The organism is Paenibacillus allorhizosphaerae (assembly GCF_042659105.1).
GTDB lineage: Bacteria > Bacillota > Bacilli > Paenibacillales > NBRC-103111 > Paenibacillus_G > Paenibacillus_G allorhizosphaerae.
Map to the genome: position 1 here is coordinate 1 of NZ_JBHSRV010000017.1, position 23645 is coordinate 23645.

A 23645-nucleotide genomic window follows, 5' to 3' on the forward strand; every position below is an offset into this window, starting at 1 on the left:
TTAGCAAGACCGGCCTCCACCCCTTGGACAGGTGTAACGAAGGAATGAAAGGGCTTGGACCCGTTGAGACATGGGAGTGAAAACCTCCGAGGGTGACGTGGAGAATGCGTGCAGTAAATGGAAATATCTGGGGCGAGAACCTCCCCCCTTTATTTACGTACGCATTCATGTTGCCAAAGTCTATAGCGGGTCACTTTCCTGAAATTTCATTCCTCATTACAAGGGGAGAAATCCTGCGAATTAGCGAGCATTCGTGAGAAAACTTAATCGTACCTAGGGAGTTCAATCCCGAGGAACAAATGCCACGATGCCAGCTTCCCTGCCAATGGCATCTCGCGGACCGAGAGGCGAATGCCCCGAAGCGTGAATACGATGTTATCATAAATCGCTGCTCGGCAGTCTGACTCGCCCATCGCATCATCATGTGTTGACGGCGTCCGGATGCCTCCCCCGAGAAAGCGGCCTTAAATTCAGGAAGGTCAGGAAGTCCCGCCGCGGCACTGGCTCGTAAACATTAATGTTCGGTAGGTACGTACTCACTTCATACCGTTCATACGGATTGTCATCGATAAATGCGAGCGAATCAATGCCAATGTTCATCTCCTGAGCGATATTTCGAATGCTGGTTGCTTTGGACCCCCAACCAAATTGCGGATACAGGAAAAAATGATCGATTCCCAACGCAACCAGTTTTTGCAATGCCCGATCCGGGTCGTTCCGACTGGCAATACTCTGTAGAATACCTCTCTGATCAAGTGTAAGCAACACCTCTTGGACGCCCGGACGCAGCACAACGTGTTCATCTTCAGATAAGGTGCCCTGCCATAACGTATCATCAAGATCCCATATCAAGCATTTAATCATGATTACCCCCTGCGCTGCCGTATCCGCTATATTCCATCGTCAGATGCGTGGAGGTGAAGCCGTATTTTTTATATAAGGCACGCATTGGAATATTATGGACATGGACATGGCCTACGATCCTGCGGGCTTCTTGTTGCTTGGCGAATAACATTCCCGCCTCGAACAGTGCTTCTACGCCTGCTGTACCGCGAAAGGGTTCATTATGTAGAAACTCCTGAACTGCAAGTAAGCATCCTGCGTAACGGAATTTACCCTGAAACTCATCCACATCCATCCTGCTGCGCAGCCGTCTATATCCAATACCATCATCCCGGACCGTTCGCGAATCATGGCCTTCTCCAGTTTACGCAAGTGAAAAGCCAAGTCCGTAATGGCTTCTTCGCCAAAGGAAATCTTGGAAATCTCCCGTTCCCATTTCGCGATTTCCGCCAAATCATGTGCTTCAATCTGTCGTATGATCATTCTCAGCGCTCCTTTCTTGAGATACCGTTTTTTTGGCTACCATATCAAATGTATCGTGGCCGCAACCCGTACATCCTTGATTTTTAAGCTGCTCGATGGTTGGAACCTCTCCTTGTATGCCGACACACACATCTCTTGAGCACTGCTTGCAGCGGTATGTACGGAGTGTTTGTTTCACTTCGCCTGTGTACAAGGCGTCTGTGAATTTCCCGGGATATTCCGGCTTCGTCTGATCCGTTGTCCGCAGGATGAACATCTGGCTCCGGTTGGCGATTATTTCTGCACCTTCGTAGGCGTTGAATCGTGGAAAATTAGCGCTGACCGTCAGCCCCATGCGGATAAATTCCCGCTGCATGGCCAGCGTGAACGCCGGCGATTTATGGGCAAAGGACAGAAAAATCGGCAGGCCTTTCTCCTGCTTCAATGCCTGAATACCGCGGGATACGAACAGACTCATTCCCTGGAGCGTATAGGGGGGATCCGTGAAGAAACAATCATACTGCCGATGCAGGTTCTCAGGCAGCGGTTCTCTTAAATCCAACCGGCGGCATTGAATCGGCAGTCCCCGCTCCTCGGCAATTGTCTCAATATACCGCAAGAATCGTTCGTCAATATCCAGTACATCCACACGTGTAGCGGTATGCCCACCGATTGGAAATAAACGCTTCAATAGCAAACCAATAGACACACTCACCAGGTCATCATCGCCAACACATAAAATCTTCTTGCCGATCAACCCATGCTGCTTCAAACACAGAATAGCCCGATGCAGACTAGTTTCCGGCGTACATTTGGATTGATCAACCTGAACATCCACAGACGGTCTCAGCGGAAACAGTTCCTCCAATATGTCCAATACATCCTTGAGCCCCTCGCTCCATTTTGTCTCATCAATCAAATCGAGATAAAGCGAACGATTTAGCCCACGGTATCCCCATTTCTGCTCGATCCACGCCGATCCTGCAGACGTGCAGCGGGCGCCACGCTCCTGCACAAGCGCCCCCGCTTTAATCAATTCCCGTTTGACCGCTGCAGCTACAGGGGTCGGCAGCAACGTTTTGCGTGCCAACTCTTTCGTAGAAATGCCTGGTTTCAGATAGCACTCAAGGAGCAACTGCTCTATGACCTGTGTTCCTTCTTGTAGCCGAATATGCTGACTGGCTTGTTCAATATACGTTCTCACCCAATCCCTCCTAAAATGTTCATCCATTTGTCCTTCTTTTGAATCATCCGTTTCGACATGTCATCACTCCTGTAATGAAGATAGAAAAAGGGCAGGAATGAACATACGTCATCCCTGCCCTTTTTCGAAACCGCCTAAATAAACACCGCAAAAAAAATCCGCGCTGAACACAGCACGGATGTGTGGTGAATGATAATAGGCAGCCCTAAGGCTGTGATTATATCCGCTGTTCTTAACTAATTCCGAAACCTTCAAATGCCCACAATAAAACAAACCCTGCTTATTTCAGCAATGGGTCCTTAGGACAGTTGAAGACCTCAAGTATGGAATTTGATTAGTTAAGAACTACCGCCGACATCAAAATCTCCCCTTAGTAAAAGTTGCCTTTATATTACTACACGCGAATTCTATAGTCAAATCGGTCAGCGTATCGGCATGACGATACGATTTTCAGTCTTACAGCGAAGCCTACGAAGCAGTCACCGAATTCATTCGATTCTATAACGAGCGGCGAATCCATTCAAGTATTCGGGATATGTCACCAAACCAATTCTACGAGCAGAACCGGATTAAACCGATCCCAATTAAAGAAGTACGTGTATAACTTGAAAAACTAAGCCTAGATGAGTAAGAGTGAGCTTGTGTCCAAACTCAGGGGGTTAATCCGCTCCATTTTTTTAATGCTCCAGATATATCTAAACTGAATTAGTTCTTTACCTCTGTTTATTAGCCTCTCTGCTCCATCACGAACAAAGCCTTGCCTTTCATAAAAACGGATGGCATTTAGGTTTTCCCTTAACACCCAGACTACTACTTTTGTGCATCCAATGGCTTTTAGTTTTTCAATACCCCATTTTAGGAGCATCTCTCCAAGACCAATGCCTCTATGCTTTTTAAGCAGATAAATTGCAGCTATTTCTCCGCTGTGGCTTTGTAAATCATCGTCACTACAGGATTTTAACACCATGCAACCTACAGTTTTTTTATCAATAACCGCAATAGCTACACGCTCTTCCCCTTGTGTAAGAGCTCTATAAAAATATTCCTCCCTAACTTTGGGGGTAACTTGATTAAGGTACTCATCCGGGATTATTCCTTGATAAGCATTGCGGTAAGCCTCAGAGTGGACAAAACCTAACTCCTGAATATCATCCAGTTGAGCCCAACGTATTTCAATCATAAAACTTCTCCTTGGACCAGATATTTAATAGTTAATTTCGCCAAGATTTCTCAATTTCCCTTCAACTATCCTGCCCTTTAGTTGAACGGTGGCTTCAATAAGACACACGCCGCTACGAACCTAAAAGTAACGACGGTAGAGTTCTCGCCGGCGTTCCCCGCGCAGTTGGGCGTAAATCAGAGTGGTTGATGCTTTTTCATGCCCCAACATGCCTTGAATAAAATCTAATGGTGCTCCGTTATCTAGGAGCTGGCACGCGTAGGTATGACGAAAGCGATGAGGATATACATTTGCTTTGAGCTCTCCACGATCAGCAAGCCGTTTTAATGCCCACCTGATCGTCGGAATAGCCATCCTTCTTGTTGGATTTGTATCGGTTACAAATAGGGCCTTGCAGGAGTCCTCGCGGCTCGCGAGATACTTCTTCAACCAAACTTTACACTCGGTTGTAAAGTAAACTTCTCTTTGTTTTGATCCCTTGCCATTTACAATTGCGGAGCAGTTCTCCCAATTCAGGTCTTCGATGTTTAACTTCTCCACCTCTCCAACCCGGCAGCCGGTACTGTAGAGAAACTCTAGAAGAGCCCTCTCTCTCAGAGACTGACAAGAGATTTTCAAGTGAATGACATCCTCCTCGATCAAAAACTTAGGAATACGCTTTTCCATTTTGGGTTCACGTAACATCAAGGAAGGATTTGATGTTAAGTATGTTTCTTCATAAGCAAAGCGGAATAGGGAACGAACAAAACGTATGCGATGTCCCAAGCTGCTGGGTTTCAACCGATCGGACTGCTTTGCCAAGCATTCCTTCAACAAGTTCAAAGTAATCTCGGAAATATCCAGGTCTCCAAGTTCTCTTACCAGCATCTTGAGCTGTAGGGCGTATGCTTTCAATGTATTCGGACTGAACCCCTGGATACGTTTATCAGCTTCATACAGTCGCCATAACTCACTTAAAATCATAAATAAAACCTCCCATAAGAGCTATTAAATCTAGTTTGCTTCTTATGGCAGGTTTTAGACTGTTCTTATTAGTCTAGCGTTTCCGTTAGCTTAACCCAATCATCTTCTTTGGCACATATAAAATAGTTCAAAGAATAAGTTTACTTTCTGTTCCTGAAAGCAGTCTTTTTATATTTCCCGTATGCCTAAAAATAACCGTAAACGCCATTAGGCACGCAAATATATAAAAATATAAGGTATGCCCAAAAACAGGAATAAATGAAATAGCCGCAAAAAGCATTGTAGCACTTATTGTGCCTAAAGAAACATAACGGGTCGAAGCTACTATTATCACAAAAAAGCCAAGGCATAAAAGGGCCATACCCCAGTCAACCATAAACAGCACAGCCACTGCTGTAAGTGCTCCCTTGCCCCCTTTAAACCCAAAATATACCGGCCAGTTATGCCCTATAACCGCTCCTGCGCCTGCCGCTAAAAGGCTTACGCAATCTCCCGAATAAAAGTAAACGCCAAGGAACAAACCTATAAAACAGGCAATTATCCCTTTTAATATATCTCCCGCAAGAACAAACACCGCGGCAGATTTCCCAAGTACCCTAAGAGTATTGGTAAGCCCGGCGCTTTTGCTCCCATGGCTTCTTATGTCCTTGCCGTATATTTTCCCTACAATCACCGCTGTATTAAGGCTACCTAATAGGTAGCCCAAAGCTAAGGCCACAAAAAGCTTTAAGATATCAATCATGACTCTTCACCCTTGCAATTATTTATTACGATTTATCTTCTTCACCGACACCACGCTATCCTGCCCATTAGCGCAACGCGGCTGCCGATCCACACCGGCAGCCGCATTTTTCTTATTGAGATATCGTATCCGTTAGTTGAGCGGCCAAACTCTTCGTCGTATCCCGCCACCCTTATATTACCGTTGAATACCAGGCAAAATAGACCCGATTTTTCACTACAACTTTAACGTGCGTGCAGATAGTCCGTTTGCGACCTGCGGCTGGCCTTGCCGCGTAACTCTACCCTTCCAGCGCACAGACAATAATTTGCTCACGTATCATCCCTCGGCCTCTATTCCATGCTTCCAGACGAAGTTCCGGCTCGCACTCCCTCTCGAGTGTTTCCATCGTTCGATCGTATATGTCCCGGTAACGAGGATGTATGGGGATGCCGAGCTTTTCTCGCATACTCTCAGACGCACCTAGAAGAACGGCTGCCTTAGTCCACTCCCCCTTAAAGCACAGCGAGCTGGCGAGACCCTCCAAACCACGTGCGAGGAACCATTCGCCTTGATAACGCTGGAAGGCAGCGATACTCCTTCTAAACAGCTCTACCGCGCTATCGACCTCTCGCATGTGCAACGCCATGTAACCCAAAGTTCGAAGTGGTACCGACAGTTCCCAATAATCCTTCACCTTCTCGAACAGGACCGCGCTCTCCGATAAGACTCGCTCCGCTTGCTCGAAGTCCCCGCACACATAGTGCAGATTCCCCAGAGCGCTTAGAGCGGAAGCCAATTGCCACTGATCGCATTGATCACGGACCAGTTGCACGCCCGTTGTCGCATACCCTTCAGCCTCGCTTAGCTCTCCGTGATGAAGAGCGATCTGGGCCAGCAGCCGCAGATTGGACGCCAACAGAATGGCGTCTCCCAGTTCCTTAGCCCCTTCCATGCTCATTCGCGCATAACTTCGCGCCTGTATCGAATCTCCGAGAACCCACAGCAAGACACCGAGTCCGTGCGATAGTTTGGCATAATCCGGATGGGCCGCATGGTCTTCACACGACTGGATCACCTGCCGGAGACGGGCGATCCCCTCATGAAGCACCCCAGAGTGAAGCCAATAATAGTACATGTCGGAAGCGATAGACAAGGCGATAGGTTTTGCTTCAACCCGGGAACAGCTCCAATCTAGGGCGGCGATGATGTCGGAGTACCCTTGGCGTATGACTGATAACGCATCTTCCCGGTCGACACTTCGGAATCGCGCCCCCGCCTGTTTCGTTAATCCCCGGTAATACGCCGCATGATAATATCGAATAGAAGTATTCCCGACCTTGTTGCCATCCTTCAACCAAGCCCCCGCCGCGAATTGTCTGATCGACTCATGCAAAAACAATCTGCGTTTGCCCCCTTGGCGCGTAGTATCAGCCGTTGCGATTAAAGATTTATTAACAAGACTTGCTACCAGATCAAGCGCTTCCTCCCGGCAAATTCTTGGCTCCGCTCCCCCGGTAGCGGCTTTCTCCACGCAGTTGCCGCAGATCGCCTCCACGGCCTCCAGATCGAAGTAGCCGGAGAATACGCTCAGTTGCTGTAGCATCGACCGCTCCTTCTCCGAAAGCAGTTCATAGCTCCAAGCCACGGTAGCGTAGAGCGACTGATGGCGGATGGCCCCCTTCCTCTTGCCAGAAGAGAGCAGCACGAGCATGTCGGACAACCGCTCCTCGATTTCCCGCAGGCTCAAGAAATTGATACGCGAAGCGGCAAGCTCGAGCGACAACGGAATTCCTTGCAGACGCTCGCAAATCCTTACAAGATACGAGATATCGTCCTGACTGACCGTGAAACGAGTGTCGGCCATCCTCGCCCGCTCTACGAACAATTGTACGGCCTCGAACGACATGACCGACTCCAGTGCCATCGATGCCGCGGTATCTTCAGAGTCGGGGTAAGCAAGCGGCGGTACGCTCCATGCCCTCTCCTCCATCAGGCCGAGAGGCTCTCGGCTTGTCGCCAGCACGGTTATAGAAGAGGACGCCGACAGAAGCAGTTCGGCGAGCTCGGCACTCGCTTCCAACAAATGCTCGCAATTGTCGAGCACGAAGAGCATTTGCTTATCTCTTAGATTGTCGCTAATCACATCCACTAGTGTATATCCCTGTCGTTCCCTTGCTCCCAATAGAGAAGCCAATACCCGGATCGGCCCCATCTCATCCGATTCCTGTACCGTGGCCAGCTCGACGAGCCAGACCCCGTCAGAATAGCCCGACAGCAGCTCGGTAGCTATTTGACAGGCCAGACGTGTTTTCCCACACCCTCCAGGTCCCACCAGCGTAACTAACGGTGCGTTCGCAAGGACTTCTGAAATTCCCTTGATTTCTTGACGGCGGCCTATGAGTACGAATGACCGAGCCTGGATATTGGTAGGCATTCTTCTTGTCGCCCGCTCCTGTTGTCTTGCTGGGATATCCGGAAGAGGCTCGTACCGGGATGACCCTGCTGCAGCAAGAACACCATCAAACCACTTCTCGTCAAAGACCGGATATAGGCGAGCGTGTCCTGATCGCTGATCGTGAAAATAACCGACCGTCTCCCATAGCTTCTTCGCCTCTTCCTTCTCCAATCCCGCCAACCAGATCTCCTCGTCTAGCAGCACCTGGATAAGCTTTTGTAAATTATGCGCGCTAGGCAGCCGCTCCCCGATCTCCCACTGCTGGATTGTTCTCGTATCTACACCGATGCTTCTCGCCAGATCGCTTTGTCTCAACTTTGGCTTGCCGTTCGCCCTGAGACGCTGCCTCAGGCGACGAATCTTTATTTTGCCGAAAAGATTCTTGACTTTTCAGGTATTTTTCCCCCTGTGAGTGACGATCATGATATTAGAAAGATCACTCGTGAGAAGGTGGAAGAAATGCTGTATGCCAGTAAACTTCAAGGCGTTTATGTTACTCCTGAACATCGCCCTGGTCCAGCAGGCATCAACCGATGGATTTGGGACAATAAGGTGGTGGCTGAGATTAGATCTAGACATTTACGAGAGTACTTGGCCCCATCTGTTCAATATGCTACATCTACTTTTTATAATAAGTATGCCTCTGTCATGAACCTAATCCGTCATATAGCCAAGATGCACCAGATTCATCCAATGCAAGTTACGGATGAACTCCTTCTTGATCCGGATATCCATAACCGCCTCCTTCAGCGGACATTACGCCCCTCTGTGAATCAAAATCTCGTTCAATATTTAAAAGACCTACAGATTATGGAGCCAACAACAAGTGTACCTTCCACACGTTCAGTGATCGAAGTTCATCCGAAACTGCAGCAGTATCAACTACACCTGCAGCAAAAGGGTTATTCTCATGAATACATCAGGCATTGCATTGCCAACGTTCGCGAGCTGCTCACATGGCTCTGTGGAAATATTCGTGAATTTGAAGGGCAGTCCCCTCAAACAATCGCTATATTTCAGATTACAAATGAACACTTGCTCGCCTTCCGATCATATAAACACAAACAAGTAAAGGCTGGTATCTATAGTCCCATTACTTTTTGTCATCGGATTTCAGCGATTCGATCTTTTTTTTATTACTTGCAGAAACAGTTCGGACACACCCCTCCGCTTCGGCGTTTTCGAGCTATCAAAGCCCCCCGTTACAAAGCGAGGGAAATACCCCCTGATGAGCAAATCGAGCACTTCTTTCAGGCGGTGGATCTATATGCAGAGGACCCGGTTCGTGAACAGATTGGATATCGGCTTCTATTAGAGCTCGGGCTACGCTTATCTGAAGCCGCCAAGGTGACTTGGGGGGATATCAATTTGGGGGTTCGTACGATTATGATCCACAGTAAAGGAAAACGGAGTCATACTCTCCCGCTCGTGGGTAGACTGTACGATTGTTTACTTCAAGCCGGAAACGGGCAGTCACGTCATGAGCTAGTCCTAGGAAAAAGCCCCGCTTCGATTGCTAATCAGCTCTACCGAAAGTTTAAATGGTACTCCTTGATTGCCGGCTGGCCCTTTCCAGGTGGAGTCCACTTTTTCCGTCACATCTTTATTACACGACTTGCTGGAAGGAGCATTCTTCCACAAACCCTTAAGGATTTGGCTCGAGTAGCAAAACTGGATACGGTCAGTTTATATATGCATTTGGGTCAACAAAACCAATATTTAACGAACCAAATCAATTTACTTAAATACGACAAATAGGGGGGATTATACAATGCCTATTTTTGATGATGCCGTACAAAGCCAGGTCACCCTAGAAAAGGGGCTCGCTGAACTTGTTGAACAATTTGGTCCCTTTGCGTTTCAAGAAGTGCTACATAAACAGCATATTATCCCTCCTAGCTCCATTCTTGAGCAGGATAAACAACTTGCCCATGTGCTTATGGAAGATGCCGTAGCACACTACTTTTGCAGCGACGCTTTTCAGAGTCTACAGACCTCCTCTCAACAAGCGTACCGCTACGAAATGGACATGTTTATACGGTACGGCCACCAACATAAGGGTCCCAACCCTTCCATCAAGGATGTTTCATCTGCAATCTTCTTAATGGAATATTTAGCGCCCGTCAAGAAATTAAATACCCGAAATAAAAAAGCAGCATTTTTAAAAAGCTTTCTTTCTGAAACGTATGAACACTTTTGGAACAGTAATATCGAAAAATTAAAACGAACGCTTTCCAATAAAGTCGAGCAAAATCGTGAGCCTCGAGCATTTACAAAGGAGCAGTTGGACGAACTCCTATGCCTCGCTCGGTTAGGACGGGAAGCTCATCGCAATTTCACAATTTTATGGTCATTTTTAGGATCTGGGATCCGGTTAACTGAATTATGTGGCCTACAAGTAGGTGATCTTAATTCCACTCGCCAAGAAATTATGGTTCGCGGAAAAGGAAAAAAAGGCTATAAACAACCAAGCAAGATGACAAGATCATCCTTTGACACGTTATCTTCGTATGTAAAATTCCGTTACGGTGGGATTGAACATGTACCTGACTACAGTGAACGATATATCTTCTCCGATGACAAGGGACTAACCCCCCTTCATGAAAGTACGGTACAAAAGATGTTTGCGGCGTTAATCGCTGAAGCAACAACGATTCCCACGAGCGATAAAAAACCTTATCAGCTGTCGGTACATTCGCTTCGGCATTCGTTTGCCCTGTATTTGCTTGAGTCTGGCGTTAATATCTATACCATCAAAGAACTTATGCGGCATGCTTGGTTAAGTTCAACCGAAGTGTATTTGAAGCTTTTTGACAGTATGTTGTTGTCTGCCATTGACAAACATCCCCTCGCCCAAATTAAAGTTGTTGACCTGTAAAAACTAGGAGGAGCATGCATGAAAGGTTTTCTGCTTCAGTCTCAATATGTTCAATTTTGGAGTACCCACTTTTCGTTAAGTAATAGTACCAAGCGAAAGTACGTTAATGCGCTCGGACGGTTTGAGGCTTTCCTTTTACAGGAAGGCTTTCAGGGGGAACTACATTTTGACCGGTTTCATGCGAGCCGCGACCATTCTGACCGATCCCTTCCGATAAAACGATCGGTCATTGATCGTTTTTTCCAATATTTATCAAATCAAGAGCGAATGACCGAAAGCTTGTTGTCTGCCACCATAACAGGGTTAAAACATTTTTTCGGGTTCCTCTTTGATATGGATCTGATCTCGGTTAACCCAATGCTTGGTATTCCTACTCCTAAATATGAAAAAACCGTTCAAAATACAGCTTTATCGATGGAAGAGTGTAAACTGTTACTTAGAGCTGCGATTAAACGTGACCCCTTTTACAGACAGGAGTTCGTCTTGATCTGGTTTATGATCCTTACAGGTCTTCGCATTTCGGAGGTTCGATGTCTTCGTCGTTCTAAGTTAAATCTGGACACCAGAATTGTATATGTTAGCGAAGGTTATAAGACAACTACTCGTCCTGTTGCTATTTCGGAAGATTTGGCAAACGAGATCGCGCGTTACATTGATCATCCCCACTATCAGAATGGGGCGAACCAGGGTGATGAGTTTCTATTTCATGATAATGGGGAGCAGTTTCCCTATAAGAAAGTAGCAAAAATATTAAAAAAATGTTCTAAAGAGGCGGGGTTGACCCGAATCGTACGACCACATGACCTTCGAAGGACGACGGGATATCTCATGCAAATTGGGGGTTCTAATCCCATTGATATTCAACGCCAACTAGGGCATAAAGACTTAGCAACAACCTTACTTTATGTTCCCCCGCTTATCGATCTGGCTAAGATTCTTGAAGTAATCACACCTAGTCGTGAATAAAAGGCTGGTAATAAGCCAGCCCCCCTATAATACTTGAGAGGTCTGTCTAGATAGATATTGTAACTGTTCTCCTATACCAAGCCCTTCTAGCGAAATGGCAAACGATATTTTATTCTCTCGTAACATGGGGATAATAAACTCTCGATATTTCTGTCCAGCGTAAAAATCTACGGAAGAGGCCCCTAACTCTACTATTTGTTGTGCCGTATTCATCGCCCAGGTCTTACGCTCAGCTACTTTCATATTGTTTAGCGTCACGTCATACGGTTCAATAAGTTGATCTTTAGAAAGAAGACCATATTTAGCCGACAATATGTACCACTCTGAATAATCTTGTTTTTCCACAAACGTAACGACTTTAGAAAACAATGCAGATCTCCAGTACATCTGACGAGCGGTACAAGGAAACGCTTCTTTGAGCTTGGTGCAACTAATAAGTGCAATTTTCCCCATCTTTAAATTCCATCCTTGTTGAGAAGAGTTTCGCCAAACTGAGCTGAAGCGATAGCGATTATTTCTTTTTCAACCGCTGGCAATGAACAAGGTAAACCAGACAACCCAAGCTGCCCCTCAAACCAAGGAGTGATATAGAAACAAATGGGGCTCTTTAAAATCGGCGGATCATACGATTGAAACAGTGCCTCAGCCCAACGTTTATATTTTTGTTGCGGCTTCTGGTAACCCCCAAAACCAAAAAGAGCCTGGCTCAAATCACCTATATGATAGGCGAGCCCATCTCCCCATCTGGCGAACATGTGCTGGTTGCGTCGGATGTTGCGGATATTGGCACTGATGTCGTGCTTGATGCCTTTTTTATCCGCCTTGCCGATGTATAAGGGAATGATGTCAGCGCCCTTTTCTCTCCCCATGACATAAATGATTCCTTCCCATTGAGGATCGGAGAGATTAGATTCTATAGTTTCAATCACTGCGTTTTCCATCAATTTTGACCGTTTAAGCAGACGCCGCTCTTTATCCTTCACTGTCTTAATTTTGGTCTCAACTTGGAGTCCGTCAATGGTTTCAAATAACGGTGTAAGTGAATGCCCTGAGTTAGAACGAAACCATGATGTAAGATCAATCATCTACGATTCCCCTCATGATTCAATAAAAAATCAGGATATGCATCAGAAGCTAAACTGACCAGCTGGTACTCCACGGAGCCAATTGTGCAAGGAAATGAAGGTATAGGTGGCGCTGTAATTTCACGATCCAAAATTATAATTAATTCAAGAGTCTGCTTTAGACAATCACTTGAATCAAGTAATAGGTGCCTCCATCTTTTATAGAGTGCTTTCCCTTTCTTTAAACCATCTAAATGCGACTTCCACCGGCTAACGGGAGAATTACTACGTCCGATATAGATGGGGATGAACCCATCATTTGTTTTCATACGCAACACGTATATAGAGTCAGAAAAACTTTGATGTTCCAGGAGTTTCTCCATATCCTCAATCACAAACTTGTTTTCAAGCAATGTACCTAAAGGTGGAAATTGAACCGTTCTAAGATGATATAGAGTGAGCCATTGATCAATCATTTCTTTTTTAGTTTGCATTTGGATACTATCTCCTATTTTTCGCCGCGCCGTTCAAAATGAACATGCAATCGATATAAGCAAATTTCCTTAGTCCATGCATGCAGCACTTCTAGGTCCTCAGGCAAAACATCAAGATTGAGCTCAAATAGATCGTCATGAAATGAAATAAGTCCTTTGGAGCTCCCACTCCACTTGGTCATCGGCCTGCTCATTCAGAGAAACCGTACACTCGTCATAAAAGTAATTCATAAACTTGTCCAACGCCACTTGGAATGTATAGGGCTCGGCTTCGGCGTTCATTGCCAAATTCCACTCGACACCCATTCGAAACGCCGATTTGGATAAATTAGATGAACCCACAATGAGTAGCCCTTGGTACGTAGCTCGGCCATGTACTCTGTTTCGTCTAGAATACGAGTGTTGCACGATGCACCACGATTATTGATTATCTCAGGGATTCGGTCCCGGACGAGTTTATTATATGTTGGCATGGGATTTGCTCCTTAGATTTTTTCGTTTCAAAAGTCCCCTTTGGTATACACGAAGTTCTGCTTCAACCTGGGCCTCATCCTCGTAATTCACGGAGAAAACTTGAAGCCGCTTCTCTGGCAAGTCTTCCAAATGCCAGAACTCCAAACAACTTCCGCTAGGTTTAACAATCTCATTATGGTACGGGTACAAAAGAAAATTTCCGTTCACGCATTGCTCATACATCCTTTTCATTATTAATACTATGTTAATAAGCTTGAATACCAAACTTTAAAAGTTTTTTCGGCAAAATATCATCCAGATTCTGAATATCCGCATCTTCAAGTTCGATCAACTTAAAACCATACTTATTATAAATATCTAACTTTACTTTTTTTCGTTCTACGTATTTTTCGTCGTTTTCCATTCCCCAATATTCGATATAAACCTTACCAACCGGCAAATAAAAATCGCAGTATACCTCCTCTTCAATAGGCAGCCTTCTTTCGTAAGCATGGACGATCTCGGACATATAAAGCCAGTTATCGATGAGCATTTCCGCTCGGGAACGGACATAGTGTCCATCCGCGGTCCGATGCTTCGCCTCGAACTTATCACGAAAACTTACTGGTGAGGAGGATTTGATCTCTGCCTCTTTTTCTTCACCATTACTTACTCCTTGAACACTTTGAATCGTTTCCAGCAGACGCTTATTTGTTAATATACTTTCATTCCAACAAACATAAGGTATCCCAGTTCGTACATATTCAAATTGCTTACCGCCTAAACTCTCACCAAGCTTGGTTAATATCCAGCCCTTGACATCTTTTTGGATCATACCAAGCTCGGATAAAATCGGGTTCATTCTAAACTTCGAAATATTAAAATGCTTGCTTAAAGCGGTAGTATTGACTAGCTTGTCCTCTTCTTCATCTTCCAGAGCCAGTAGCAGTTCCTTGTTATCTTCATACCACGTGATATAGGTCCCATACTGGGGATGCGTTTTCATTACGCCCCCGGCTTCTTTTCCTAAATCCGTTAGAGTCCAATTATCATTCTCCCGATTAATCAGTCCCTTTTCTAAGAGCTTTTGAAATAATTCTTTTGCCGAGATTTTCAGTTCTTTGGCCAATACCGATGTAGATATGTATTTAGATGTAGACATGAGGTTACATTCCTTCCTGTTAAACATATGTGACTTTAGTACTAGGTCACTATATCGTAATATCGGTATTATCAATAACCAAATGTATATTAATTACAAATCAAAAAAAAGTCTTCTCGATCTGCTCGACATAAGAAGATTTAATAACATTTTCACTCCGTAATCTCAATCCCAAATACCCAATAAATAAACTACTTCCACACATCTATGGATCATGGTTCCACTTTCACCTTCGTTCAGCCTCCGAAGCCCGCGAATTCCTGCAAATTAAATCGTCCGATTTCAGGCGAACAATACGATAATATTTCATAAGCCTGATTTCGCATTTACATTTACCCCCAAAGAGCACCATATGAAATATTTACGATGATTATAGTACATTTTAACGTGCTACTTTTTTTATGACTATAGTCCGTAGACCATCCGTCTCAAAAACACAAATAATGACCTCAAGGAGTTGGATCTATTGAGCATCGAGGTCGTTTTTGGAAGGCATTTAAGAAAATTTAGAGAAGGAAAAGGGTTAAGTCAGGAAGAACTAGCCTTTCGCAGCAATCTTGATCGAACTTATATTAGTTTGCTTGAGCGTGGCAAGCGCCGTCCTACAATTAATACGATTTTTGCTTTAGCGAAGTCATTAGATGCCGCTCCATCGGACATGATAAAGATGGTCGAATTGGAATTGGCAACTGATATAACAGGAAGAGAACCTTAGTAAAGAGGGGCGTTAAAAGAAGGAGAATTAAGCGCGGCAGATGTACAAATTAATCTGGGAAAGTTCTATATCTAATAAGGACTTTAGAAAAAGCCCAACCTCACGTGTTTTACTCTAGTAGTTTGCTCTCTTTGTTTGGACTTTGTTACTTGTTGAAACCAACAAAACGAGACGGATATATCGAGATCTAGAACTGTTAAAATGCCTCACTGAAACGATTATATCATAGAAGAGGGGATACAATTTGCCTGTAAGTGTCGCTGAGTATTTAGGAAGAAGAACTGATGTAGAAGTTGAACAAATAGAACCAGTTGAGGATAAAACTATTGTTCCCTGTCCCTTCATGAATAGCCATTGCAGTAAAGTTAAAAAAGGTTTGAAACCTGTATGTTCTGTAAGGAAAAGCGATGGCACTGTCTGGATTACATGCGAACATCGGCTGTGCGCTACAAAAAATGTCCCCCTCAACCAGTACCAATCTAAAATGCTTCTACAGATAGCCCAAACTGTTTTTAGCCCAACTATTCAACCGGAAGACGTTTGTGTCCGACGTGAAGTACGGCTTACTGTTAACGATGGAACCGAGTATAACGCTGACTATATTATGACTTTGAAAACCGGAAAAAGCCCTTATTCTGGTCCAGACCGTTTTGTTCTTGAAATGCAAGGCGGAGGAGAAACCTCTCAAACAGGAAGAATTACTGACCATGTAAAAATGTGGGAAAGACTTCCGAATAGGACCAATGAATCATTAAGAACTGCCGTAGGTGCCCACACAATAGAAACAAACGCATGGCGAAGACAACAAGAACAATTCATAGTAAAAGGCAATATTGCTATGCAAACATGGAAAGGTTACGGTATAGTCTTTTGTGTTGGAGCGCCTCTATTTGATTACCTAATGACGAAGTTGGCTGATGCAAATCTACCTAATTTGCGAACTTTCAACTGGACACTAGCACTTATAGGTTTCTCCGAGGATAACCGGAATCTAGTTACTCCAGGAATAATACCTTATAATGTTGACCCTAATCGATTATTATTCACAAACTATCAAACCTTCGTCCAAGCTTTGATAAACCAAGGCGAACCAAGTCTCGATGCATTTTCAGGTAATTTTATTAATTTGGTTGGAGATAGCATCCTCATTCCTCGTGATGGAGTGGATAGTATATAAAATAGAGGAAAAGGGCGGGGGACTAATAACCCCACCCTCTTCCTTTTATTAAACGCACTTATACCATGCCTTTAATTACACCCAGTTTACGATATAAATTCGAGCTAACCAACAAAGCTGAAGTGCTACTCGATTATTAGTTTAACAATTATAAAGTGTAGTAAGCATTGTTTCTGAATAACAATTTTCGGCCTTGTCCTTACTTAAATTGTAAATCGCATACTTTTCATTAGGGACAACTTGGTGTCTCTCGAGCTGCCATCCCCTTATTTTATAAACTATATTATTAAACTCAAGCCTTAACATATGTGTGCCGTTTCCTAAAGCTATATTGTCTGTATATGTTCCAGTAATATCATGCGGCCATTGGGCTCCGGGGGTTTGTTTCTTTTTGTTCCAGTACTGTAAACAGGCCGGCCTATAACTACAATATCGGCAGTTTTCAGGGGTTGGGGTTGCCAACAATTGTTGTTTTTCCTCTAAACTCTTGGTGGCTGCTATAATCTCGTTGACTTCAAGAAGAAGGATCCTCGCCTTAGATAGTAGCTGAATACACTCATTCTTATCAAATCCAATAGTGTAGCTATTTCCCTTCACATCAATAATTTTTAGTGCCGCGGGCCACTCACCTGAACATTCATACAATATCCCCGCATAGAGCATAAGCTGAATGCTGTACTCTGCCTTTATCCCATTCCTCCCTATAACTTCACCTGTCTTATAATCTATGATCTCATAACCGGCTGCAGTTTGCACAATCTTATCTGCATATCCACCCACCTTACGGTCAGGCGTTTCAATCCAACGTTCGTTGCCGCTGAGCTGTCGGTTATATTCTCCACTAAATGAAGGTATAAGAAAGGCTGCTGTATTTAACAGTAACCTCTTCTTAAGTTCATATTGTTTTACGTGGGTACTTAAAGGGACAAGGTGACTTGTTAGAAGGCTGCTAGCTAATTCTTCATCCACTTCGGCAACACATAAATTCCAGGTATTATCTAAATTTTCCTGGTTTGAAACCATTCCTTTGCTAGCCCTCTCTAAAAGCCGATGAGCGGCTATTCCGAAATATGCATTTGGAGAAACTGGAAGCAAACCTGGTATGCCTAATGAGGATAATACCCCTCGCAACTTGCATTGGGATAAATTAAGATACCGGCTTGGTGTAACCTTATCTAACGTTTGTAAATCGGTCAGTTTTACTAGCATTCTACCACCATGTATTATCTTCCGCTCCCAGTTGTTCATGACACCAGCCAGGTCGCCGAAGCAAGTTAAAAGTATCGATATAGCCTGGATTACCTCCAGCTTTAACGATGGCATCCACTAAAATGCCCTGGGGATTTTCTGTAGACCATAAAGGGTGCACAATAAGCAAATTCTGACCATCAGAACGTAAACCCGGAATCTCACCAAATTGTACTGGCTCATAATTGAAGTACGATCCAAACTGTCTGGATAGTTTTTGGGCTAATAAGGACCATTCCTTGAGTTCTTCATACGAAAAATCACCATCGAGACCACACTTATAGCTACTTGAGTACATGGTTCTTAAATATGCTAGCCCAAGCCTCCAATCTAGCAACCCATGGTAAGGCATATTCCGATAATTCATTAAGCAGCTATAACAAGCCGAGTTACAAACATGTTCGGTGCCCGTTAAATATTGCATAAACGAATGTCTAGCGCTAGGTGAAAAAATATCTTTCATGACACTATCCCAATTACCCTCGAGCCAGCGGACAAAGCCTGCCCCATTGGGCAAACGGTCACTGAGTATTATTTCTCCTACGTAAGTTCCATCGCAGACCTTTGATCTTAAATACTGGCATAATTCAATCTCATCGGCGTCTATATCCAGCCGCTCAGCCACTATCGACCTGAGTAAGAAACCAGCTGAGATAAGGGCTGCTCGCGATGTTACACTGGATGGGTCTAGATTTAACCCAAGGGTTGTTTCGTTAGGCCTTATTCTGAGTAAATCTGTAGTTTTTGCAGCAGCGATGCCAAGTGACTCAATTTTTGAGTAAAATTGATCAGTAGTATACTTAAAATCTTCTAATACCCATTGCCATTCCATTTGCGGCGCATTCCAGATTGCGCCATTAGGCGCCTTGGTCTTATTCGTAGTTACAAGTCCACCTTGGAACAATTGTTTCCCGTTATCGTTGATTCTCCAAACGCGCCCTTCACCACTTAGGTAAATTTGAGTATTTGACTTCTCAACCGTAAAGAAATCAGCAGGCTTTCCTTCCGCAATGCTTGAAGGGGCCCCAGAGGCAGCCCATTCCTCTTCCTTAGCATTTTGTCCCTGCGAATAGTCAGTTCGAAATGCAAGTGGTACTGCAACCTCATAAACTCTAAACTTACTGCCTAAAGATTCCCCACAATTCGCACAATGATCAATTTCCTGATCTACCCGCATATAGCCGCAATCATCACAATGAGCGATTTTGTAACGCTGCGAAAGCGGATTATTTTGAGATGGCCTCCAATTATTTTGGACATTAAGCAGCGGAGCAGTGAAACCAATAGCAGTATGGACTGCTTTATTTTTAGTTTTTTGTGCACCCGGTGCAAATTCACTTATTGCAAGCTCAATATCCCTATCGATTGTTAAGGGAGCCCGAGTCTTGTCATCAAAGCCGTGATACAAGAGTCTCGTTCGTGATGGCATGCCAAACATCGGCAATTTGGCGCCCTCCGCTAAGCATTCGGCAAGGCCTTCCCCAATTAGTTCTGAATTTAAGGTGCACTTTTCAATTTCCAGGATTAGTTCTGATTGGATGTAGCTTAAATAGTTTGAAATGCATTCATCTGTATGCTCCCAAAAAGGAAGAACGGCTCGAATAACCTTTTGTATATTTGAACTATTACTTTGAAGCCAGCCGGAAATCTTATCCCTATATTGTCCCCAGTCATCTTTTAGCCCAAACTCTCCATGGGTATCTGGCGGGCTTTCGGGTCCATCCCACCAGCGGACACCAATAGCAATAAAAGCTTGCCTCAAACACTCTTTAGCCAGTAACCTTTTAATGATAGGCGGCTGGTTGGCAGTAATAAAAGGGACCGGTGGTGGATCCCCGGTTATTGAGCTGGGATTCGCAAAGTAATGGTCGTCGTGGCTTCGACCGCCTCTGCAAAGTGTTAAGACAAACGAAAACGCTTGACCCCGCCTTCCTGCACGCCCGACACGTTGTTGGTAATTAAACCGCATGGGCGGCATGTTTGCCAGCATAACAGATTGCAAATTCCCGATATCCACTCCAACTTCCATAGTTGTTGTAACGCTAAGTATATCGATTTCATCTACTTGCTGGACAGTTTGATTTCCATCCACATCAAGCAGCACTCCCCGGAACAGCCTCTGACGCTCTGCTTGGTCATCTGTCTGGGCTGTAAGTTCCTCTGCGTGCAATCGAATCGGCTTACGGTCGTTCGTAACCATATTCGCTAAATAGTTTGTTTCCATCAAAGCTTCACATTTACCATACGGATCAACCGGTAAATCTGAATGGCAATTGGTACAAACCCCAGAAGATGGGTGAAGATGCGGTCGCTTGCAATTTGGGCATAACCAGTATGGATCTGCCGGCGAAGCAACTTTTATACCGAGCTTGTCTGTTAATAGTACAGCACCCTCGTGCCCTGCCTTAATTATCGTGTGGAGCAATTTCTGGCCGATGAGTTCAGACCGACTTGAAGATACCCCTACTTTTTTGCAAACAGCATAAACATAATCTTTAAATATACTCCATGCATTATCAAACTCCAACCAATGGTTATTAGGAAAATCAGAACCTTCATGGCGATATAAATCCCCAAGAATACGGATAGCCGAGTCGCATAGCTGTTTAAAAATTTCTGGATCAAGGGCCACTTCACTAATTACAGCTTCACTAAAGGATTCATCCCAATGCAAAGTAGGATAGCCAAGCCCTGACGATTCAAAGCTAAAATATAAGCGGCTAAAGAACAAATCGCATAATTCTTGCCTTACCTTTGCTATGATTTTGTTTTTTGCAGCACCAGCTTCAGGGGGTAAATCCTCAGCCCACGTTTTATTTTCAAAGTTGAACAGCACAGTCCAACGGTGCTTTCTGCTCCCCCAATAAAACGTCTGGTACTCGATGTCATTGCCAGCAGGGTTTACACCTAGCCCAATAAACCGGGAAATCAGCCTTCCAATATCCCCTTCTAAAGTTGACTGGAAAAGCTCTTTACATGGGACGAGCTGAGTCTCCCTCTTCCTTCGGATGGCGTTAAGTTTTTCTAAGGTCTCTTCATAAAATCTACGGTAAGCCGCGGGAGGTTCTACGTTTGTCAGCTCCAGATATTCTTTAATTTTATTCTCCGCGTCTGGAAAATCGCGTAAATATTCCTTGGCAAGTGGTGTAAGCGTTATACCTGTTTCTAGGTGGTCAAGCAGTTGCCCCTCTCCAATAGCGGATAGTTGCAACTCACTTAATACAATTTCGCGGAGCAGATCTTTATAATGGTTCCGCTCTACCCCATTAGAAATTTGAGCGGCGTCTTCACGGCTATCGGAAAAAATAACTAACTTTTTCTCAACATCACTAGAAAGTTGATGGAACAGATCTTTTGAAAGGATTTGGCTGACCTTTGAAAAACCTGTACGGAAGCCACGAATAGGGCTTTTCATTTTACGCTTTGTGTAATCTGCACTACAACAAGGGCATACAGAAGGAAGTGCTTTAAACTCATTTTCCTTTGACTCTTCGATACCATTAAGTACGAAAAGGTATCCTCTTACGTATCCAGCCGGGTCTTCATTTGCATCTTCATGCGAAAAGCTAATCCGGCCTGTGGCAGTACTGAGAGATGCTTGCCTCCATTCTGCTGCCGCGGTGTCCTTTTCATCCCTTGGTTGTGGCTGTTTCCATGTAACCGCATCTTTCTTGACCTCCTCGATACCAGAAGGCCAGAAGATAGCATACTCAATGTAACTTCTATGGCCTACCATGTTTCTCTTATTCCGGTCTGGAATTCCTTCAATATCTGGAGAGGTAACTAGCATTTCCAAGTCACCGTTTTGCAGCTTTAAACGGTTACCTCCAAAATAGACAGTTCCGCATTGTTCGCAATATAAAAGTTCCAATATCCGTTTGCCATAGGCATCTACAATATCCGGACGAGGAAACAATTTTCCAACTGGCAGCTTTTCATCTTCTTTTTGGGTAGATGCCCATAGCCCCTCTATGTTGCGCATAAACCAATGGAATCGAAAAGATGGAAGGCTGCTGTTTGAGCCAAGCGTGTCGCAGAGTTCACGTGCGGTGAATAGCCCAGTAAGTGCCAATTTCCTTTCATCTGCCCCAACAGTCGTACCAAATAACATTTCACCAAATGTATCGACGGACACCGCCCTTATTTTATTTTTTTCATTAACCGTGCAAGCTCTAAGCATGAGGTTACTTAACTGCATGTCAGGCGACTCAAGAGCATCCTTTAGTGCCTTTAATCCAGTGTCGTCGCCATTATAACCTAACGACTGGATCAAAGAATCAATCGACTCACTAGGGGCAAATTCATAATTCTTTTGGAATTGGGCAAATGGTTCCCAGGGAATTATGGTTTCTGTTTTCATAGGCAATTGTTCCGGAGTACCGGTTATAATTTCAAACGCTTCACCAGACAACCCAAAAAAATCTTGAAGAAACTCCCGGCTATGTGCATCGTCTGGCTCTAATGAAGCACTAGATGCTAAAATTCGAAGCTGTGGGTGGTCTGGAGAAAGACCCAAACGATGTAGCAATAACTTAAGTAAGTAGGAGACCTCTGCACCTGACGTACCTCGATATAAGTGCAATTCATCAACAATGAGATGAAATATATTGTCATTACTTTGGCTAAGCCACTTTTTTGTATGCTCAAAAATCCCATTATCGACTTCCCGCATCATCATTATGCTTAACATTGAGTAGTTGGTAATTAAGATATCGGGAGGCGCATCTTGCATATCCCAGCGCGACCTCATCTCAGAGCCATCCAGCTTAGGGAAAAAGAAGGGGATCTCCTTTTTGCCAGTTGCTTTCGCATATTTGTCGGCCTCTATGCTCGTTTGCTCCATTTTTTCCAAAAGGCTAGCTAAATCTTTTACTTTCTCGGTATTCGGATTACCCGTTTTTTTGTACTCATGACCCGCTACAGGCGTCAATCCATTATAACGTCCAAAGTAAATCTTATTTCCCTTCAAGTAGGTTTCAAAAAATTCTCGGGCTTGCTGGGAATCTAGCGCTTTTCGCAGCCTGGTTAACTGGTCTTCAACCAGTGCATTCATAGGATAAAGTATCATAGCACGGACGCCCGGCTGCCTTAGTTCATGCCCACGCTGTGATACACGATAAGATTTTTCCATGCGATGCCTTTTTCCGGATTTGGGATTGCATTTATCGTGCCATTCTTTGTTTTTCCACCAATCATTTAAATGTATATCCGGAACTTTAGCTTCATCCCACTTGGTAGCTTCTTTTGCCAAGTAAGCGAAAAGTGGCAGTAAAAATGACTCAGTTTTGCCAGAACCAGTTCCTGAAGTAATGACACAATTCTTTCCTGAGAGGGCTGTCTCTAGCATACGCGCTTGATGAACATACAAAGGTAGACTCGGATTAAAAAGCCCACAGGAAGCAAACTGTTGAAACAGCTTGACTTCCTGATCACTGAATCCAGGCAATTCTTTAGCAGTTAGCTCTGCAACTCTCATTTTTGAGCTTTTGTATCTTGGCAGTGGTTCAATAAATGGTTCTTGGGCTAATACACCTGGTTTTAGCAGCAATTCTTGCCTTTCAAGTTCAATTGCCGGGTACCTAGTGCCAAAAGCTGTTTGTATATAACGGATAAAATTATTTCGAATATCTTCAAATGCAAGAATTGGATTTGTCATT

Annotated in this window: 19 protein-coding genes and 3 pseudogenes; 6 read left to right on the forward strand and 16 right to left on the reverse strand. The window is 44.3% G+C overall.

The features are described 5' to 3' along the window. Window positions 1-420: 420 nt before the first annotated feature. From ACFQI7_RS32440 to ACFQI7_RS32450, 3 genes are all read right to left on the reverse strand, one after another. Window positions 421-864, reverse strand: coding sequence for an HAD-IIIC family phosphatase (locus tag ACFQI7_RS32440; RefSeq protein WP_230415717.1), 444 nt, complete (start codon window positions 862-864; stop codon window positions 421-423). A 171-nt stretch (window positions 865-1035) separates the two neighbouring features. Continuing rightward, entirely contained in the window at window positions 1036-1326 is a 291-nt protein-coding gene (locus tag ACFQI7_RS32445) for a hypothetical protein (RefSeq protein ID WP_230415719.1), read from the reverse strand. Continuing rightward, entirely contained in the window at window positions 1307-2509 is a 1203-nt protein-coding gene (locus ACFQI7_RS32450; protein WP_218103146.1) for a bis-aminopropyl spermidine synthase family protein, read from the reverse strand. The genes ACFQI7_RS32445 and ACFQI7_RS32450 overlap by 20 nt, the downstream gene beginning before the upstream one ends. A 454-nt stretch (window positions 2510-2963) precedes the next feature. Here ACFQI7_RS32450 and ACFQI7_RS32455 point away from each other — a divergent pair. Then, window positions 2964-3113: pseudogene (locus ACFQI7_RS32455) on the forward strand (IS3 family transposase); the annotation flags it as partial. Between the two features lie 15 nt (window positions 3114-3128). Here ACFQI7_RS32455 and ACFQI7_RS32460 read toward each other — a convergent pair. The 4 genes from ACFQI7_RS32460 to ACFQI7_RS32475 form a co-directional block, all read right to left on the reverse strand. Then, complete coding sequence (locus ACFQI7_RS32460; RefSeq protein WP_218103147.1) at window positions 3129-3689, reverse strand: GNAT family N-acetyltransferase; 561 nt, start codon at window positions 3687-3689, stop codon at window positions 3129-3131. A 120-nt stretch (window positions 3690-3809) separates the two neighbouring features. Further along, window positions 3810-4652, reverse strand: coding sequence for a tyrosine-type recombinase/integrase (locus ACFQI7_RS32465; protein WP_218103148.1), 843 nt, complete (start codon window positions 4650-4652; stop codon window positions 3810-3812). A gap of 127 nt (window positions 4653-4779) precedes the next feature. Continuing rightward, on the reverse strand, window positions 4780-5394 hold the full coding sequence (gene plsY, locus ACFQI7_RS32470) for a glycerol-3-phosphate 1-O-acyltransferase PlsY (protein ID WP_218103149.1): 615 nt from the start codon (window positions 5392-5394) through the stop codon (window positions 4780-4782). A 280-nt stretch (window positions 5395-5674) separates the two neighbouring features. Next, the gene (locus ACFQI7_RS32475) at window positions 5675-8146 is read right to left on the reverse strand and encodes a helix-turn-helix domain-containing protein (RefSeq protein WP_218103150.1); all 2472 of its coding nucleotides are present in this window, start codon (window positions 8144-8146) and stop codon (window positions 5675-5677) included. Here ACFQI7_RS32475 and ACFQI7_RS32480 point away from each other — a divergent pair. Genes ACFQI7_RS32480 through ACFQI7_RS32490 form a run of 3 tightly spaced genes read left to right on the forward strand, consistent with a single transcriptional unit; the run spans window position 8138 to window position 11675 of the window. Further along, window positions 8138-9589, forward strand: coding sequence for a tyrosine-type recombinase/integrase (locus ACFQI7_RS32480; RefSeq protein ID WP_218103151.1), 1452 nt, complete (start codon window positions 8138-8140; stop codon window positions 9587-9589). The two genes, ACFQI7_RS32475 and ACFQI7_RS32480, sit on opposite strands and share 9 nt — an antisense overlap. A 13-nt stretch (window positions 9590-9602) precedes the next feature. Beyond that, window positions 9603-10709 carry a tyrosine-type recombinase/integrase gene (locus ACFQI7_RS32485; protein ID WP_218103152.1) on the forward strand — a complete coding sequence of 369 codons (1107 nt, stop codon included), beginning with the start codon at window positions 9603-9605 and terminating at the stop codon, window positions 10707-10709. A gap of 18 nt (window positions 10710-10727) precedes the next feature. Continuing rightward, a complete protein-coding gene (locus ACFQI7_RS32490) occupies window positions 10728-11675 on the forward strand; it encodes a tyrosine-type recombinase/integrase (RefSeq protein ID WP_218103153.1) in 948 nt (315 codons plus the stop codon). A gap of 24 nt (window positions 11676-11699) precedes the next feature. On the opposite strand, the gene ACFQI7_RS32495 is transcribed toward ACFQI7_RS32490, so the two are convergent. From ACFQI7_RS32495 to ACFQI7_RS32525, 7 genes and pseudogenes are all read right to left on the reverse strand, one after another. Beyond that, window positions 11700-12128, reverse strand: a complete 429-nt coding sequence (locus ACFQI7_RS32495) for a DUF6884 domain-containing protein (RefSeq protein ID WP_218103154.1) — start codon at window positions 12126-12128, stop codon at window positions 11700-11702. A gap of 2 nt (window positions 12129-12130) precedes the next feature. Next, entirely contained in the window at window positions 12131-12760 is a 630-nt protein-coding gene (locus ACFQI7_RS32500; RefSeq protein ID WP_218103155.1) for a hypothetical protein, read from the reverse strand. After that, the gene (locus tag ACFQI7_RS32505; protein ID WP_218103156.1) at window positions 12757-13233 is read right to left on the reverse strand and encodes a GIY-YIG nuclease family protein; all 477 of its coding nucleotides are present in this window, start codon (window positions 13231-13233) and stop codon (window positions 12757-12759) included. The genes ACFQI7_RS32500 and ACFQI7_RS32505 overlap by 4 nt, the downstream gene beginning before the upstream one ends. A 14-nt stretch (window positions 13234-13247) precedes the next feature. Beyond that, window positions 13248-13418: pseudogene (locus ACFQI7_RS32510) on the reverse strand (RNA helicase); the annotation flags it as partial. Then, entirely contained in the window at window positions 13369-13575 is a 207-nt protein-coding gene (locus ACFQI7_RS32515; protein ID WP_218103157.1) for a phospholipase D-like domain-containing protein, read from the reverse strand. The pseudogene ACFQI7_RS32510 and the gene ACFQI7_RS32515, both read right to left, overlap by 50 nt. An 11-nt stretch (window positions 13576-13586) precedes the next feature. Continuing rightward, window positions 13587-13706: pseudogene (locus ACFQI7_RS32520) on the reverse strand (nucleoside triphosphate pyrophosphohydrolase); the annotation flags it as partial. Between the two features lie 245 nt (window positions 13707-13951). Continuing rightward, a complete protein-coding gene (locus ACFQI7_RS32525; RefSeq protein ID WP_218103158.1) occupies window positions 13952-14848 on the reverse strand; it encodes a phage antirepressor KilAC domain-containing protein in 897 nt (298 codons plus the stop codon). A gap of 466 nt (window positions 14849-15314) precedes the next feature. Here ACFQI7_RS32525 and ACFQI7_RS32530 point away from each other — a divergent pair, with 466 nt between their 5' ends. Both ACFQI7_RS32530 and ACFQI7_RS32535 read left to right on the forward strand, forming a co-directional pair. Then, a complete protein-coding gene (locus ACFQI7_RS32530; RefSeq protein ID WP_218103159.1) occupies window positions 15315-15563 on the forward strand; it encodes a helix-turn-helix domain-containing protein in 249 nt (82 codons plus the stop codon). 244 nt (window positions 15564-15807) lie between these two features. Further along, complete coding sequence (locus ACFQI7_RS32535; protein WP_218103160.1) at window positions 15808-16740, forward strand: NotI family restriction endonuclease; 933 nt, start codon at window positions 15808-15810, stop codon at window positions 16738-16740. 141 nt (window positions 16741-16881) lie between these two features. Here the strand turns inward: ACFQI7_RS32535 and ACFQI7_RS32540 are convergent, their stop codons facing one another. Both ACFQI7_RS32540 and ACFQI7_RS32545 read right to left on the reverse strand, forming a co-directional pair. After that, on the reverse strand, window positions 16882-17988 hold the full coding sequence (locus tag ACFQI7_RS32540) for a RecB family exonuclease (RefSeq protein WP_230415721.1): 1107 nt from the start codon (window positions 17986-17988) through the stop codon (window positions 16882-16884). Further along, entirely contained in the window at window positions 17951-23644 is a 5694-nt protein-coding gene (locus tag ACFQI7_RS32545) for a DEAD/DEAH box helicase (protein ID WP_218103162.1), read from the reverse strand. The genes ACFQI7_RS32540 and ACFQI7_RS32545 overlap by 38 nt, the downstream gene beginning before the upstream one ends. Window position 23645: the final 1 nt, after the last annotated feature.